13 protein-coding genes are annotated in these 15,736 nt (G+C 55.1%); 9 read left to right on the forward strand and 4 right to left on the reverse strand.

Annotated features, from left to right (window positions below; all coding sequences use genetic code 11):
* Positions 1 to 200 precede the first annotated feature (200 nt).
* The 5 genes from ftsE to CHH75_RS13300 all read left to right on the forward strand — a co-directional run bounded on the left by ftsE (position 201) and on the right by CHH75_RS13300 (position 6,254).
* A complete protein-coding gene (gene ftsE / locus CHH75_RS13280) occupies positions 201 to 887 on the forward strand; it encodes a cell division ATP-binding protein FtsE (RefSeq protein WP_095267124.1) in 687 nt (228 codons plus the stop codon).
* Entirely contained in the window at positions 877 to 1,785 is a 909-nt protein-coding gene (gene ftsX / locus CHH75_RS13285; protein WP_095398401.1) for a permease-like cell division protein FtsX, read from the forward strand. Before ftsE ends, ftsX begins: the two co-directional genes overlap by 11 nt.
* A 28-nt stretch (positions 1,786 to 1,813) precedes the next feature.
* Positions 1,814 to 3,088 carry a murein hydrolase activator EnvC family protein gene (locus CHH75_RS13290; protein WP_095398442.1) on the forward strand — a complete coding sequence of 425 codons (1,275 nt, stop codon included), beginning with the start codon at positions 1,814 to 1,816 and terminating at the stop codon, positions 3,086 to 3,088.
* Positions 3,089 to 3,315: 227 nt separating this feature from the next.
* Positions 3,316 to 4,800 carry a S41 family peptidase gene (locus CHH75_RS13295; RefSeq protein WP_095267121.1) on the forward strand — a complete coding sequence of 495 codons (1,485 nt, stop codon included), beginning with the start codon at positions 3,316 to 3,318 and terminating at the stop codon, positions 4,798 to 4,800.
* A 122-nt stretch (positions 4,801 to 4,922) separates the two neighbouring features.
* Positions 4,923 to 6,254: a PDZ domain-containing protein gene (locus CHH75_RS13300; RefSeq protein ID WP_095398443.1), complete on the forward strand. Its 1,332-nt coding sequence runs from the start codon at positions 4,923 to 4,925 to the stop codon at positions 6,252 to 6,254.
* A gap of 86 nt (positions 6,255 to 6,340) precedes the next feature.
* On the opposite strand, the gene CHH75_RS13305 is transcribed toward CHH75_RS13300, so the two are convergent.
* Positions 6,341 to 6,994 carry a response regulator gene (locus tag CHH75_RS13305; RefSeq protein WP_095267006.1) on the reverse strand — a complete coding sequence of 218 codons (654 nt, stop codon included), beginning with the start codon at positions 6,992 to 6,994 and terminating at the stop codon, positions 6,341 to 6,343.
* A gap of 27 nt (positions 6,995 to 7,021) precedes the next feature.
* A complete protein-coding gene (locus tag CHH75_RS13310; RefSeq protein ID WP_095398402.1) occupies positions 7,022 to 8,182 on the reverse strand; it encodes a sensor histidine kinase in 1,161 nt (386 codons plus the stop codon).
* Positions 8,183 to 8,354: 172 nt separating this feature from the next.
* Here CHH75_RS13310 and CHH75_RS13315 point away from each other — a divergent pair, with 172 nt between their 5' ends.
* From CHH75_RS13315 to CHH75_RS13325, 3 genes are read left to right on the forward strand one after another with little or no spacing between them, the layout of a single operon-like run.
* Complete coding sequence (locus CHH75_RS13315) at positions 8,355 to 9,293, forward strand: ABC transporter ATP-binding protein (RefSeq protein WP_095267003.1); 939 nt, start codon at positions 8,355 to 8,357, stop codon at positions 9,291 to 9,293.
* Positions 9,294 to 9,333: 40 nt separating this feature from the next.
* Positions 9,334 to 10,509 (forward strand): ABC transporter permease, encoded by a 1,176-nt coding sequence (locus tag CHH75_RS13320; protein WP_095398403.1) that lies wholly within the window; start codon positions 9,334 to 9,336, stop codon positions 10,507 to 10,509.
* Positions 10,502 to 11,662 carry an ABC transporter permease gene (locus CHH75_RS13325; RefSeq protein ID WP_095398404.1) on the forward strand — a complete coding sequence of 387 codons (1,161 nt, stop codon included), beginning with the start codon at positions 10,502 to 10,504 and terminating at the stop codon, positions 11,660 to 11,662. The genes CHH75_RS13320 and CHH75_RS13325 overlap by 8 nt, the downstream gene beginning before the upstream one ends.
* 125 nt (positions 11,663 to 11,787) lie before the next feature.
* Here the strand turns inward: CHH75_RS13325 and CHH75_RS13330 are convergent, their stop codons facing one another.
* Both CHH75_RS13330 and CHH75_RS13335 read right to left on the reverse strand, forming a co-directional pair.
* On the reverse strand, positions 11,788 to 12,585 hold the full coding sequence (locus CHH75_RS13330) for a flagellar motor protein MotB (RefSeq protein WP_095398405.1): 798 nt from the start codon (positions 12,583 to 12,585) through the stop codon (positions 11,788 to 11,790).
* Positions 12,569 to 13,363, reverse strand: a complete 795-nt coding sequence (locus CHH75_RS13335; RefSeq protein ID WP_095398406.1) for a flagellar motor protein — start codon at positions 13,361 to 13,363, stop codon at positions 12,569 to 12,571. The genes CHH75_RS13330 and CHH75_RS13335 overlap by 17 nt, the downstream gene beginning before the upstream one ends.
* A 214-nt stretch (positions 13,364 to 13,577) precedes the next feature.
* Between CHH75_RS13335 and uvrB the strand changes: the two genes are divergently transcribed.
* On the forward strand, positions 13,578 to 15,569 hold the full coding sequence (uvrB, locus tag CHH75_RS13340; RefSeq protein WP_095398407.1) for an excinuclease ABC subunit UvrB: 1,992 nt from the start codon (positions 13,578 to 13,580) through the stop codon (positions 15,567 to 15,569).
* The last annotated feature ends 167 nt before the right edge of the window (positions 15,570 to 15,736 follow it).

A 15,736-nucleotide genomic window follows, 5' to 3' on the forward strand; every position in this document is an offset into this window, starting at 1 on the left:
GCCGGAGTTCATGCACGGGATCTGTGTGTGACATGCACTTGTTCATATATATGTCAGAGAGCCTTCAAACTTTCGGCTACTCAAAAGGTAACAAATTTGTTACAATAGGTAATGTCGTGAGGAAATTCCGTGGTTTTTAAAGGAATTCCATGGAAACTGTCGAAAGTATAAAGGCTAACTATGTGTTGGGAAGTGATGAAGTGATCGAAATGCAGGACGTGTGGAAGACTTATCCGAACGGAGCGCATGCGCTTCAAGGCGTATCGGTTAAGATCAACCGCAATGAATTTGTATACGTCGTCGGTCCGTCCGGCGCGGGTAAATCAACATTCATGAAGCTTATCTATAGAGAAGAAGTGCCTACCAAAGGGCAGATTTCCGTGAATGGATTTAACATCGGAAAGCTGAAGCAGCGCAAGATCCCCTATGTTCGCCGAAATATCGGGGTTATTTTTCAGGACTATCGTCTTCTGCCCAAGCTGACCGCTTACGAGAATGTGGCGTTTGCGATGGAGGCGATCGAAGCGCCGCCGAAGCTGATCAAGAAGCGGGTCATGGAGGTGCTGGATCTGGTCGGTCTGAAGGCCAAGGCGCATCGTCAGCCATCCCAGCTGTCAGGCGGGGAGCAGCAGCGGATTGCCATCGCACGGGCGATTGTCAACAACCCTGCGGTCATTATTGCGGACGAGCCCACCGGCAACCTGGATCCGGAGACGTCCTGGGGCATTATGCAGCTGCTCGACGAGATTAACTTCCGGGGAACGACCATCGTAATGGCGACGCACAACAAGGAAATTGTCAATACGATGCGCAAGCGCGTACTTGCCATAGAACGCGGACAGATCGTCCGTGACCAGCAGAGAGGGGAGTACGGCTATGAGTTTTAGAACCCTCTTGCGGCATTTGCGGGAAGGGGCGAAGAGCGTTATTCGAAACGGGTGGATGTCGCTGGCATCCATTACGTCCATCATCGTGTCCTTATTTATTCTCGGCGTTTTCATTCTGCTTGTCATGAATGTCAATGCGCTTGCCGATAAAGCAGATAGTAATGTTCAAGTCAACACATATCTGAATCTCAATGTGGATGAGGAGATGCGCGAGACGGTTAGGCAGGAGATTGAATCGATGCCTGAGGTCAAGTCGATCAAATTCGTGTCCAAGGACGACGGTTTGAAAGAGCTGGAGGAGACGCTGGGTTCCGAATGGCTGGAGGGTTACAGCGAGGGAGATCGCAACCCGCTCCCTGATGCGTTTGAAATCTCGGTCATCGAGCCCACTACGGTACCATTTGTAGCCGACAAGATCAGCGCGCTGAATGAGAAGTATCCGGTGGAGCCGATTCTTCGGGTGAAGTACGGGGAAGACACCGTCGAAACGCTGTTCAAGATTACACGCACCGTCCGGAATATCGGATTTATATTTGTAGCCGGGCTCGCGCTGATGTCGATGTTCCTGATCTCGAATACCATTCGAGTGACGATTCTGGCCAGACGCCGCGAGATTGGCATTATGAAGCTGGTGGGCGCTACCAATTCGTTCATCCGCTGGCCTTTCTTTGTGGAGGGCGCTTTGCTTGGATTTTTCGGTTCTATCATTACCGTCGGGCTCCTGTTTGCCGGCTATCAGCGGCTGTTCGCCGCAGCACAGGCAGATATGACGCTGGCGCAAAGCCTGATCCCGCTTGGAGATCTGTGGCTGCTTCTGGGCGGCATCATCATCGCGCTTGGAATGGCCATCGGAATCTGGGGCAGCACCATGTCGATTCGGAAATTTTTGAAGGTGTAAAAAAATGACAAAGGATGGGGAGCGAAAGTTGAAGAAAATCGCCGCTGCAGCAGCCGTTCTGTTACTGGGCGCTGCATTGATCCAACCCTCTGACGGACAAGCTGAGAAGAAAACGGCAGCCGATGTGGACCGCGAGCTGAAGGCCTTGCAGGAGCAGGTTCAGAAGGCCCGGGAACAGAAGAACAAGGCTGCGGAAGAGAAGAAGGAAGCACAGCATTACAAAAACAAAGAGACGCGCAATCTTCAATATGTCATGCAGCAAATTGAGATCGTGAGCAATGAACTGACCAAAATCACGATGCAGATTGAGGAGACGGAAGACCTGCTTCGCAAGACCACGCAGGAGCTGGAGGCTGCCGAGGAGCGCATCGTCGCACGTGAGGAGCTGCTGGACTCCAGGCTTCGCCTTATTTACATGGACGGGCAGGTTTCCTATCTGGATGTGCTGCTGTCCTCCACAAGCTTCAGCGATTTCCTGGAACGGGCGGATTCCTTGAAGACGATCGTAGATCAAGACCAGGATCTTCTGGTCCAGCATAAACAGGACAAGCTGCTCGTGATCGAGAAGAAGAAGGAGCTTGAAACCCAGTATGCAACGGCCAAGGATCTGTACGCTCAGATGGAAGACCGCAAGAGCGAGCTGAATGAGAAGGAGCAGGAGAAGCGTGTGCTTCTGGCTCAGTATGATCAGGAAATTGAGGATGCTGAAATTTTAAGCGAGGAGCAGGATCGTCTGCTGGTTCAACTGGCAACGAAACGTTCCGAGCTGGAGAAAGAGAAGAACAAGCTCGCGGCTGAAGAGGCGGCTCGCAAGGCAGCCGCAGCGAAAGCGGCCGCAGCGGCAGCGGCCAAGAAAGCCCAGGCCACGACCCTTCGCGGCAGCTCCGGCGGAGGCTATACCGGCAATGGCGGACCGTTTGCTCTGCCTGTATCCGGTGCGCGGCTCTCTTCCAATTATGGCCCGCGTGTGCATCCGGTAACGGGCGAGAGAGGCAAGATGCATACCGGCGTCGACTTTGCAGCACCACAAGGGACGGACATTCGGGCTGCCGATAGCGGCACGGTCATTTTGGCCCAATGGTGGAGCGGTTACGGAAACTGTGTTATTGTTGATCATGGGGGCGGAGTATGGACGCTGTACGGACATATCCGCAATGGCGGCATCATGGTTAGCGAAGGCGAGAAGGTATCTCGGGGACAGAAAATTGCCGAGGTTGGCTCCACGGGGCAAAGCACAGGACCGCATCTGCATTTTGAGGTTCGTATCAACGGCAGTCCGGTGAACCCGATGCCTTACTTGTAAAGACCCGATATTGTTCGGAAAATGAGACGGTGTTATCGGATCAGGAATGTATAGCATTTGGAAGTCAGGCGATACTTATGAATCCGGGGTTACAACCAGTCCCAGGCGCAGCTATCCGATGCAACCTTTGACCGCTGTATAAATATTCCCGTATAACCAATCATATACTAGGTGGACGGGGTTACCCCATGAATGAATCATTGAATCGTGCAAAGGCGGTGAAATACATGCTGAAAAAAAGGACGGCTGTCTTTCTGGTCATCGCAGCCATGCTGTTTGGCGGGCTGTTTACGATGGTCGTGTCGGAGCTAGCCGGCACGGAGCAGACGGGAGAAGCCCAGGGCTTGCTCGCGAGCAGCCTTGCCGAGAGCCAGAAGGCGAGCGGCCAGGCCGATCAGGATGAGACCAGGAAGCTGCAAGTGGCTCTGGATCTGATTGAACAGAATTACTACAAGGATGTTGACCGTTCCAAGCTGATTGACGGTGCGATTAACGGCATGATGGGTGCGCTGGAGGACCCGTATTCGAACTATATGGGCAAAGCTGCGGCAGAGCAGTTTGAGGACAGCATCTCCGGCTCGTTCAGCGGCATCGGCGCGGAGGTATCCTCCGAGGATGGCCATGTGGTGGTCGTGTCCCCAATCAAGGGATCCCCGGCGGATAAGGCCGGCATTCGTGCGAAGGACATTATCTTGTCGGTGAACGGCGAATCGCTGCAGGGACTGGACTTGAATACAGCGGTATCCAAAATCCGGGGGCCTAAAGGCTCCGAGGCCGTGCTGCAAATCAAGCGGGCAGGATCGGAACAGCCGATTGAATATGTGATAGTCCGGGACGATGTCGATTTGCAGACGGTGTCCGCACGCATGGAGGCTGACGGAATCGGCGTGATCGAGATTTCCCAGTTCTCTGAAAATACCGGCAAACGGTTTAAAGAGGAGCTCAAGAAGCTCGAGGATCAAGGCATGGAAGGCTTGGTCATTGATGTCCGAAACAACCCGGGCGGGGTTCTGTCGGTCGTGATCGACATTGCCGAGCAGTTCGTTCCGAAAGGCAAGCTGATCGTGCAGGTGGAAGATAAAGATCAGAAAAGACAGAAGCATGTCTCGGGCGGAAGCGCGAAGCCATACCCGGTTACCGTCCTGATGAATAAAGGCAGCGCAAGCGCCTCTGAAATTTTGGCCGGTGCGCTGCAGCAATCGGCAGGCGCGGTGCTGGTCGGCGAGCATTCCTTCGGAAAAGGCACGGTCCAGACGAGCTTTGACAAACCATTTGGGGACGGAAGCCTGCTGAAGGTGACAATCGCCAAGTGGCTGACGCCAAACGGATCGTGGATTCACGAGGATGGCATCGAGCCGGATATCAAAGTGGAACAGCCGGAATATTTCACGGTAGCGCCAATTGACAAGAAGAACACCCTAAAATTCGATATGAACAACAACGATGTGAAGAGTGCCCAGATTATGCTGGAAGCGATCGGCTTTGAGCCGGGACGGAAGGATGGTTATTTCGACCAGACGACCGAAAAGGCAGTGAAGAGCTTCCAAAGCAAACACAAGCTGGAGGCCGACGGGGTCATCAACAGTGCAACAGCGGAAGCGCTGGAAACTGTGCTGATCGAGAAAATCCGCGATCCGAAAGAGGATAATCAATTGAATCGCGGGATTGCCGAGATCAGGAAGGAGATCGCGGCCAAGGCGTCGAAACATTAAGAAGGCTAGCACTTAGCCTTCTTTTTTTCTTGCCGGAATATCCGAGGCGAGGGCGGGATATTCGCGGACATGGTATGTATAGCTTGCTTGTTCAGACATTGGGAAAGGAGCGTGGCATGCTGTTGGAAACGGCAATACAATTGTTGTGGCTTTGGACGGATGCAGGGTTGCAGCTGCTGACGCAGCCCTTTTATTATATCTCCATCTTGTTTGTCATGATGTTCTACCGAAGGCAGGTGCTGCTGGAGCGGAAGCTGTTCCATGTGCGGCTCCATGCATGGGGCCGGCAAACCTGGCGAACGGTGCTTGGCGGCTTGGCCGCTGGCCTGGCCGTATCCATCGTGGTTGCCTTCCTGGGCGTGTCGCTGAGTCTGGAAGCGATTCTGTGCATCTGGATAACTGCACTCATTCTGATGTTGTTTCGCATACGTTTTCTTTGTTTTGCGTACGCGATCGGTCTGCTGGGGCTGATCCAGGGGGCACTAAGTCTGTTCCCCAGCTGGCAGCCTCAGCCGCTATGGCTTGAAGCGGCCGTCTCGGCCATTCGCGGGCTGGACATCCCGTCGCTGCTGGCCTTGTCGGCGGTGCTGCATTTTGCCGAAGCGATGCTGATCATGATCCAGGGGGCGGGCTTTGCAACGCCTCTGTTTCTTGAAGGCAAGCGTGGCAAGCTGGTTGGCGGCTATCATATGCAGAGCTTCTGGCCGCTGCCGCTATTCCTGCTTGTCCCTGCTGCGGAGGGAGGCGGCATGCTGCCGTGGACGCCGTTCTTTGGCGGGGATGCATGGAGCGGGGGCTTTACGATGCTGGCGCTTCCGGCCATGATCGGCTTCGGCGAAATGACACAGAGCATGCTGCCGAAGGAGAAAGCGAGAGTGACCTCCCGGCGCATGGTCGTCTATGCGGCGATCGTGCTCATTTTAAGCCTGCTGGCCGAGTGGTGGTCCCCGGTCATGTTCGTGGCGGCGCTGGCGGCCCTGGTGCTGCATGAGGGCCTTACGTGGCACAGCCGGTATGAGGAACAGCAGCGCAGCCCGGTCTTCGTGCATCCGGCTCAAGGGCTACGTATATTGGCTGTGCTGCCGAACAGTCCGGCAAGCGAGCTTGGACTGCTGGCGGGAGAGACGATTCTCAAGGTGAACGGGACGCTGGTGCACAGCAAGGAGCAGCTGCATGCCGCGCTCCGCCAGAACCCGGCATTCTGCAAGCTGGAGGTACAGAACCATGAAGGCGAGAGCAAATTTGTGCAGCGGGCCATTTATGCCGGCGAGCACCATCAGCTCGGGGCGATTGTAGCGCCAGATCCGAATGACGGGATCGCGGTGCAGCTGAAGCCGATCAGCCTGGTGGCGCTGATAGCCAACAAGCTTCATGTTGGCGGCAGGCAGGGCGCGAGTTCCCGCAAACGGAAAGGGAAGATCCACAGCGAAGCGGACAAATCGATGGATCTGTAAATTTGATCGTTACCGGATAATGAATAAGCCTGCATTCTCTCTTGAACGCTTGAAGAGAGAATGCAGGCTTATTTTGCGTGCATTGGTCAGGACGTGCCGACCTGTTTTAAATAAAATATGGCGATCTGGGTTCGGTCCCGCAGCTGCAGCTTGCTCAAGATGTCGGTGACATAGTTTTTGACAGTCCCTTCACTCAAGAACAGCCGCTCCGCAATTTCTTTGTTGGATAGCCCGTCCGCGATGAGGGAAGCGATGTTTCGTTCTGCGGGTGTGAGTCCATAGCGTTCGAGCACCGAAGGGTCTGTCTGCACCCGATCAGCCGGACGAAGCATGCCTGTCAGCTTGCGTGCGATATCCGGATGAATCAGCATATTGCCATCATGCACGGTTTTGATCCCCTGGATGATCCGGTCAGGCGGAATGTTCTTCAGCAAATAGCCGCTGGCTCCGTTCTGCAGCGCCTGGACGATATAATCATCATCATCGAAGGTGGTCAGCATCAGCACACGACTATCGGGGTATTTCGTCCGGATTAAACGCGTGCCCTCCACGCCGTCACAGATCGGCATCCGGATGTCCATCAGGATTACATCAGCGGCCACTCCGCTGTCCAGCAGTGCGAGTGCCTCTTCTCCATGACCGGCGACAGCCGTTACCTCAATGTCCGAATCCATGCCGATTAATAGTTTCAGGCTTTCCCGAATGAACGGATCATCGTCTACGATAAGAACGGAAATCAAGCGCCGTCACGCCCTTTCTATATCGATTTACACCATATCGGTTGTGCGATAGACAGGAAGCTGAGTAATGACCGTGAAAGCCGGGGTGCGGCGAATTTCAAGCAGGCCACCGATCAGCTCGGTCCGCTCCCTCATGCCCCGAATGCCCATCCCTTGCTCCATCGGGCTTGACGAACTAGCCGCGTGGTCGCCAGTTTCACCATTGTTGGAAACTTCCATTCGCACATGCTCTTCGCCATAATGGATTACAATGTTCACCTGACTGGCGCCTCCATGACGAATCGCATTGGTGATCGCTTCCTTGGCGTTTCTGTACAGCACAACATGCTGGCTGGGGTATAGCGGGTAAGGCAGTCCTTGAAGCCGCAGATTCGTAATTATCCCGGTCTCCTTCTCCGTCTCCTCAAGCAGCCGGTCCAAAGCGTAATCGTCGGACAGGCTGCGCCGCGGGTTCACCCGTTTCACGGCAGCGCGCATTTCCTCCATGCTCTGGCTGAGCTGATCCCGAATCTGATGCAGCATTTCCATCCCTTTGGCCGGATCGCCCGGCGTGACTTGAATGGCGGCTTCGGTCATCATTTTAACGCGGATCAGCCGGTGGCCGATATCATCATGAAGCTGGCGGGAAATGCGGGTTCGCTCAGCGGTCTGGGCGGCGCTTTCCACCTGATGGGCGAAATGAAGGAGTCGCTTGCCCGCTTCATCCTGCCGATAGTGATCCTGCTTCAGCTCATCATAGAGGCGGAGCGTATGCTCCTGCTTGCGCATCCCTTCCAGAATCAGGCTTACAGAGACGAGAACAAGCACAAATAAGAAGTTGGCGCTTGTCCTAATGAGCGGTTCCGAGTCCATCAGCGCATGGTTGATCAGCACCAGATGAAGTGCTGCCAGACTCCAGCCATATGTGCGCGTGAATAACGGAAGATAAGCGCACAGGCTGGATACGGACAAGAAGGCCATCATAAAGCCATAGTTGCGGCACAGCCACCAGGACAATGCGATTTCCAGCAATATCGCTGCTTTCAGACTGGCATCCCCGGGCAAATAGCGGCTGAGCACGGCAATGGCAAGAAACAACAGAACATAGACCATGTACTCGCCGTAATGCTCAAGCGGATTGAGATAGATGGCGGCGATCGCCGGCAGCAGAATCATCCCGTAGCGGAGGATAGAGAGCGACTGAGACATATGCAACCCGCCTTTTTGTTCTTTAGCTCGTTGTCTTTACTATAACACAAGGGGGGAGCCCCAGAGGGGGTGACTTTGGTCACCAATGAAGGTGACCTTATCTACCTTTATCCTGACGGGGTCTGGGGTACAATCGAGATATCAGAGACAGGAAGAATGGAGTGGGATAACGATGGCACCCTTTCTTGAAATGAAGGATGTTGTGAAACGATATGGCGGCAAGCTGTCCGTGGACCATTTGAATCTCAGAGTGGATCAAGGTGAAATCCTGGGGCTGCTCGGGCCGAACGGGGCCGGCAAGAGCACATCGATCAACATGATCTGCGGTCTGCTGGACATGGATCAGGGAAGCATCCATGTGGACGGTATCTCCGTGAAGGAGCGTCCGCTGGAAGTGAAGAAGAGGATCGGGCTGGTTCCCCAGGATTTGGCCCTGTATGAGGATATGACGGCACAGGATAATGTCGCTTTTTTTGCCAAGCTTTACGGGCTTCGCGGGGCGCTGCTGAAGGAGCGGGTAGCGGAAGCACTGGCTTTTGTCGGTCTTCAGGATCGCGCGAAGGAGCGGCCGTCTACCTTTTCCGGCGGGATGAAAAGAAGGCTCAATATCGCCTGCTCGATCACGCATCATCCGAAGCTGATCATTATGGATGAGCCAACCGTCGGCATCGATCCGCAATCGCGCAATCATATTTTGGATTCCGTCAAGAAGCTGAATGAGATGGGGTCCACCGTCATCTATACGAGCCATTACATGGAAGAGGTATCGGCGATCTGCGATCGGGTAGCCATTATGGATCAGGGACATGTGATTGCCTTCGGAACGCTGGCAGAGCTGAAGGAGCGCGTGAGCCATGAGGAGAAAATCATCATGACGATGGAGGGCATTACGCCTGCGCTGATTCATGAGCTGTCGGAGCATAACCGGGTCATTCGCGTCATCCAGAGCGAGCAGCAGGTCGAGGTATATCTTCCGTCCGCCCAGCAGGAACTGCAGGATATTTTGTATATATGCGGCAAGCATCAAGCCGTCCTCCAAACGCTACAGTGCGAAGAGGCTGGACTGGAAACGTTGTTCCTCAGTCTGACGGGACGAACACTTCGAGACTGATGGCCGCGCTGAAAAGGGAATGGAGAAGGGAGAGCCTGACATGAAAATCGCAGCGATCGCCTGGTTTGAACTGAGAAGAATGGCGACAAGCCGGTCTGTTTTGATGAATCAATTTTTGCTGCCGCTCCTTTTGATTTTTATATTAGGAAATGCGTTGTCCGGCTTTTTTGGCGGCGGGCAGGAGTATGTGCAGCAGATGGTCCGGGTTGGAATAATAGCTGAGGGTCCGGGCCGGGAGGTGCCGGCAAGCCTGCAATCCGTGATCGACTCGCCGGAAGTGGAGAAGCTGCTTGTTCCGACCTATATGATGGACCGGGAAACCGCTGAGAAGCAGCTGCGGAGCGGAGATCTGGATTATGCCGTTATCATTCCGCAAGATTGGGAGCAGCGGATCAGCAGCGGGGAGGAGACAAGGCTGGAGCTTCTGCCGGGCAAGGACCGGGAGCTTAATTTGATTGCCGACACGGTGTTCAAAAGTTATACAGCGGAGCTCAACCACCGCATGGCAGATGCGGCCATCCTGGGGATGGACAGCATGTCAGCGTGGTTGGCAGCGGGCGGAGAAACGGCACCAGGCCCCTTCGTGGAGGTTGGACAAATGAGCGAGCAGGGGGCGACTTACTCGGCTGCCCAGTATTATTCGGTGTCTATGCTGGTCATGTTCCTGTTATACTCCGGCTTGATGGCCAGTGTCAGCCTGTTTGAAGAGAAGGACAGCCGGACGCTGTACCGTCTCCAAAGCGCCCCGGTGCCCGGCAGCAGCATATTTATCGGGAAACTGACTGGCGCCAGCCTGATTGCAGTCATACAGGCGGTGGTCATCGTGCTTGGCTCCATGTGGCTGTTTGGGGTGGAATGGGGCGACAGACCGTTGTTCCTCGTTCTCGTCTGTATGCTGGTTACCCTGGGATCGATGGCTCTGGCGGTCGTGGTCACATTGTTCTCAAGGACAGCTGCCGGAGCGCGGGGCGTGATGCAGACGGTCATCATTGCGATGACGTTTGTCAGCGGGGGATTTACCCCGATTGCGGCCGAGTGGGTGCAGCAGATCAACACCGTCACCGTGAATTTCTGGGCGATGCAGAGCTTGCTCCGGATCATGCTGCACAGCAGCGGCTCCGAGATTCTATTCAGCATGGGCATGCTTGCTGTTGTCTGCGTCGGATTAACCGCGGTTGCCTGGATCACGTATCGGAAGGTGGGGTATCATGCATAGCTTAACGATAGCCTGGAATATGGTCAGACGTACGCTGGGCCGTAAAAAAGGCTGGGTTGTATATTTGGTCATGCCCTGTATCGTAGTCGCGCTTGCCGTACTGCTGTTGGGTCAAACGAAGGCGGTCGGCATTGTCGTCTCTTATGTGAACGATGATGAAGGCCCAGCCGGACAGTATGTGATTCGGGAGCTTGCCAGGCATGATCAATACGTGCTGAAAGAGGCTGCATCTGAAGCTGAACTCCGGGACGGCTTACTCCATAATACAAGCACTGTCGGGATCCGGATTCCTTCCGGGCTTAGCCAAGGGCTGATCGAAGGGGAGGTTCCAGGCGTGAAGCTGTATGAACTGACCGCCTCCGAAGGGGCAGCCTCGGTACGGCTGACGGTCGAATCGGCCATTAAGCGTCTTCATGGCACCGGTTCGATCATTCGGACAGCAGGGGAGGAAGCCGGCGGCATGCAGATGCTGGAGCAGGTGCTGGGGCAGGTGGAGCGGTATACCATCGATACGGCAACCACGGATCTCCATCTATATTCGCGGCCAGGTCTGGCCAATGTCACAGGCTTCACGTTGATGTTCATGATGGGACTTATCTCCAGTGTCGTCACCTTGATTGTTGATGACCGCAGGCAGCGGACGATGTCGCGTATCTATACAGCGCCGGTGCGGGCGTACGAGATTGCGCTTGGCAATTTTCTCGGCAGCCTCGTGGTCGGATCGCTGCAAGTCATGGTTGTGCTGCTTCTGAGCAGAACGGTGCTGAGGTATGACTACGGCATTCCGTTTGGGCTTCATTTTCTGATCCTGACCGCCTTTATGATGGTGTCGCTGGGCCTGGCAACCACGGTTGCAGGCATGATCCGCAATGATAAAAATACCGCGCTCATCAACTCCCTGATTATTACTCCCACCAGCATGCTGGGCGGATGCTTCTGGCCGATCTCCATCATGCCGGATTTCATGCAGAAAATCGCCAATTTCATTCCGCAGAAATGGGCGATCGAAGCGGTGGAGATCGGGGCGACCGGCGGCTCGCTGGCCGATATCGGCCTGCCCTTGGCGGTGCTTGGACTGATGGCTGTCATTTTGCTGGCGGTCGGATCAGCGGTGCTGCGCCCGAGTGAGGTCGGTACCGGCGGCCGGGCTTAACGGCTGGCTTGAGTGGCTTGTCAGTGCCCCAAGGACCCAATCGAGCAAAATAGAGCGCCAGGTGGAGAGATACGGCAATCTGTCTACCTGGCGCTTTTTGGATTTAGGATGTGGCTGCTGCGCTGCTATTGCTGCAGCTGTCTGAGCACGGTAATTTCAACGCGCCGATTCTTTCTCCGGCCCTCATCAGTAGCGTTGTCAGCTGCGGGCCGCGTATCGGCATAGCCTGCGTACTGGAAGCCTGCAGGGTCCAGCCCGCTCTCGTCAATGAAGAAACGAAGCACCGACATCGCTCGCGCACCGGATAGCTCCCAGTTGTCCTTATAGCTCGACCAGCGGCTGACCGGCACATTGTCGGTATGCCCTTCGATGCTGATCGCTGCATCGAGGCCCTCAAAGAGGCTGGCGAGCTTGGTCAGGACTGGCGCTGCCCCGGGCTTGAGCTCGGCGTGACCGGTGTCAAACAGGAAGCGGTCGCTTAAGGTGATGGCGATGCCGCGAGGCTCGTCCGCAATAAAGATATCTTCCTCCAGCTGATGCTCCTTGACGTACTGCTCGATCACGGCCATGAAGTCGGACAACGCCTTCTCCTGATCGCGGAAGGCCAACTCGCGCTCCGTCATGGCTTCGGCGGGCGCTTCCGGTTCGGCTTGAGGAGCATCGGGATTTTTATGCTTCTCGGTATCGGCTTTGCCCGTGATGCCCGAGCCCATCTCCAGAATGCTGTCCCCGCTCTGGAAGGTGGCCTGCAGCGACTGTGTGACAAGCTGATATTTGTCAGAATCGAGCTGGCTCATCGCATACATGACTACAAAAAAGATCAGCAGCAGCGTGATCAAATCCGCATAGGTAATGAGCCAGCGGTCGCGTCCGCCCTCACCTTCCTTCCTTAGAGGCCGCCGGCGTTTATTCGGCTGTCTCATGCGAAATCCCCCTTGAATGTGAAGACACAGCAGCGTCCTTATTCGTGAAGGCCGCGAGCTTTTTGCGAACGATCAGCGGGTGCTCCCCGTTCTGTATGGCGAGAATTCCTTCGAGCGCCAGCTCCATCCGCTGAATTTCTTCCTCGGCGCGTGCTTTAATTTTGGATGCAATGGGCAAAAAGATAATATTGGCACTGGCAACCCCGTACAAAGTCGCGGTAAATGCAACGGCAATCGAGGGGCCAAGATCGGTCGGGTCCTGGAGGCTGCCCAGGACGTGGATAAGCCCCATCACCGTCCCGATGATGCCCATCGTTGGCGCATAACCCCCTGCCGATTCGAATATTTTGGCATAGCCTTCATGCTTTTGCTCGGCTGCATGGATCTCCAGCTCCATGATTTGGCGTGCCATTTCGGGATCTGTGCCGTCGATAACCATTTGGATGCCTTCCTGGAGAAATGGGTCCTCGTCATCGGCTGCACGCTGTTCAAGCGCGAGCAGCCCGTCCCGGCGGGCAATGACAGACATGCTGACAATCGCTTCGATGAGATCCTCCGAGGAGCGTCCGCCTCGTCCGAAGGCCAGCTTCAGGGCGGTTGGAATCGTGCGTAGACGGGAGGACGGGAAGCTGATGACAACCGCAGCCAGCGTCCCTCCAAAAACGATGAGCGCAGCCGTTCCCTGCAGCAGTCCGCCGATATGTCCGCCTTCCCATAAAAATCCTCCGATCAGCGCGGCTAAACCGGCAAGCAGGCCAATGATGATTGTAATGTCCATTCGCTGTCTCATCTCCTTTTGTAATATGAACCATTAAATTAAAACTTCATTAAAGTGTTTGCAACCAAAAATCGTTAGCGGTATAATGGGACGGGAACAGATATTCTTATTTACTGGACCATAGGCGATCTATTTCCCGGTAGTTATTTCATCGGGAAATTTCGATATATCTTTTAGACTTACTTAATTTTAGACGATGAGGGTGATAGGGACAATGAGCGATATTGTTGTCAGTACCAAATCCTTTGAAATCGTGTCGGAGTTCCAGCCCCAAGGGGATCAGCCGGCTGCGATTGACGCATTGGTCGAAGGGCTGCGCCAAGGGAAAAAGCATCAGACGCTGCTGGGAGCAACAGGGACGGGGAAGACGTTTACGATCGCGCAAACCATTGCCAAGGTGAATCGCCCCACGCTTGTGATTGCGCATAACAAGACGCTGGCTGCACAGCTGGCCAGCGAGTTCAAGGAGTTCTTCCCCAACAATTCAGTGGACTATTTCGTGAGCTACTATGATTACTATCAGCCGGAGGCGTATATTCCTTCTTCGGATACGTATATCGAGAAGGACTCCAGCATTAACGAGGAGATCGATAAGCTGCGCCACTCGGCGACCAGCTCTTTGTTTGAGCGCCGGGACGTTATCATTGTGGCGAGCGTATCGTGCATATACGGCTTGGGATCCCCGCGGGAATACGGCGAGCTGCTGCTGTCGCTGCGGGTAGGGATGGAGAAGCCCCGAAACCAGATTTTGTCACGGCTTGTGGATATCCAGTATCAGCGGAACGACATTAACTTTGTCCGCGGCACGTTCCGGGTACGGGGAGACGTTGTTGAGATTTTCCCGGCCTCCCACGGCGAGCATGCGATTCGGGTGGAGCTGTTCGGCGATGAGATCGAACGCATTACCGAGATCGATGTGCTGACGGGCGAACTGATTGGCGAGCGGGAGCATGTCGCCATCTTCCCGGCCTCTCACTTTGTTACGCGTGAAGAGACGATGCGTGCTGCGCTCGTCAATATTGAACGTGAGCTGGAGGAGCGCCTGGAAGAGCTGCGCTCCCAAGGCAAGCTGCTCGAGGCCCAGCGTCTGGAGCAGCGGACACGCTATGACATCGAAATGATGAAAGAGGTCGGTTTCTGCTCCGGTATCGAGAACTATTCAGGGCCGCTCACCTTCCGGGAAAGCGGAGCCACCCCGTACACGCTGCTGGATTATTTCCCTGACGACATGCTGATCGTGGTCGACGAATCCCATGTGACGCTGCCGCAAATCCGGGCGATGTACAACGGGGACCGGGCGAGAAAGACGGTACTGGTGGAGCACGGATTCCGTCTGCCGTCAGCGCTCGACAACCGTCCGCTCAAGTTTGAGGAGTTCGAGGAGAAGGTAAGGCAGATTATCTACGTATCGGCAACGCCGGGGCCTTACGAGCTTGAGCACTGCGATACGATGGTAGAGCAGATCATTCGTCCGACCGGTTTGCTTGATCCGATTATTGATGTGCGTCCGACCGAGGGCCAGATCGATGATCTGATCGGTGAGATCCATGACCGCATCGATCGCGATGAGCGGGTGCTGGTCACCACGTTGACGAAGAAGATGGCTGAGGACCTGACCGATTATTTGAAGGAAGTCGGCATCAAGGTCCGGTATATGCACTCTGACATCAAGACACTGGAGCGGATGCAGATTCTACGGGATCTCCGGCTTGGCACATTCCATGTCCTGGTCGGCATCAACCTGCTGCGGGAAGGGCTTGACCTGCCGGAGGTATCGCTGGTGGCGATTCTGGATGCCGACAAGGAAGGCTTCCTGCGTTCGGAACGATCGCTCATCCAGACGATCGGCCGGGCTGCCCGGAACTCCGAGGGCAAGGTGATCATGTACGGTGACACGATCACCGAATCGATGGATCGGGCAATCAAGGAGACCGAACGCCGCCGCAGCATCCAGATGGCGTACAATGAGAAGCACGGCATCACGCCGCAGACGATCCGCAAGAAGATTCGCGACGTGATCGAGGCCACGAAGGTGGCCGAGAGCAGCGCCGACTACTTGACGGACGCCGCAGGCAAGATGTCCAAGAAGGAGCGTAAGAACCTGATTCAACGCCTGGAGGCGGAGATGAAGGAAGCGGCGAAGAACCTCCAGTTCGAGCGGGCCGCCGAGCTGCGCGATGCGCTGCTTGAGCTGCAGGCGGAATAGTCTGTCTATAGGGAGTCTGCGGAGAGGGAAGGGCATTTGCGACCAAGCGATGGACTCCTGAACTCCTGAAGCAAGCAGTACAGTCGGGGAAACCAGTGATACAACGTCATAGGACGTTTATGTATAGATAGATACTATTTTGATACAAACGGTGCTTGATGCGGGAT

Source organism: Paenibacillus sp. 7541 (assembly GCF_002276395.1).
GTDB classification, from domain to species: domain Bacteria; phylum Bacillota; class Bacilli; order Paenibacillales; family Paenibacillaceae; genus Paenibacillus_AQ; species Paenibacillus_AQ campinasensis.

Excerpts from the sequence above, each read along its gene's own strand:
- ftsX (WP_095398401.1), top strand. The coding sequence starts at position 877 with ATGAGTTTTAGAACCCTCTTGCGGCATTTGCGGGAAGGGGCGAAGAGC.
- CHH75_RS13295 (WP_095267121.1), top strand. The coding sequence starts at position 3,316 with ATGCTGAAAAAAAGGACGGCTGTCTTTCTGGTCATCGCAGCCATGCTG.
- CHH75_RS13310 (WP_095398402.1), bottom strand. The coding sequence starts at position 8,182 with ATGTCTCAGTCGCTCTCTATCCTCCGCTACGGGATGATTCTGCTGCCG.
- CHH75_RS13315 (WP_095267003.1), top strand. The coding sequence starts at position 8,355 with ATGGCACCCTTTCTTGAAATGAAGGATGTTGTGAAACGATATGGCGGC.
- CHH75_RS13320 (WP_095398403.1), top strand. The coding sequence starts at position 9,334 with ATGAAAATCGCAGCGATCGCCTGGTTTGAACTGAGAAGAATGGCGACA.
- CHH75_RS13325 (WP_095398404.1), top strand. The coding sequence starts at position 10,502 with ATGCATAGCTTAACGATAGCCTGGAATATGGTCAGACGTACGCTGGGC.
- CHH75_RS13330 (WP_095398405.1), bottom strand. The coding sequence starts at position 12,585 with ATGAGACAGCCGAATAAACGCCGGCGGCCTCTAAGGAAGGAAGGTGAG.
- CHH75_RS13335 (WP_095398406.1), bottom strand. The coding sequence starts at position 13,363 with ATGGACATTACAATCATCATTGGCCTGCTTGCCGGTTTAGCCGCGCTG.
- uvrB (WP_095398407.1), top strand. The coding sequence starts at position 13,578 with ATGAGCGATATTGTTGTCAGTACCAAATCCTTTGAAATCGTGTCGGAG.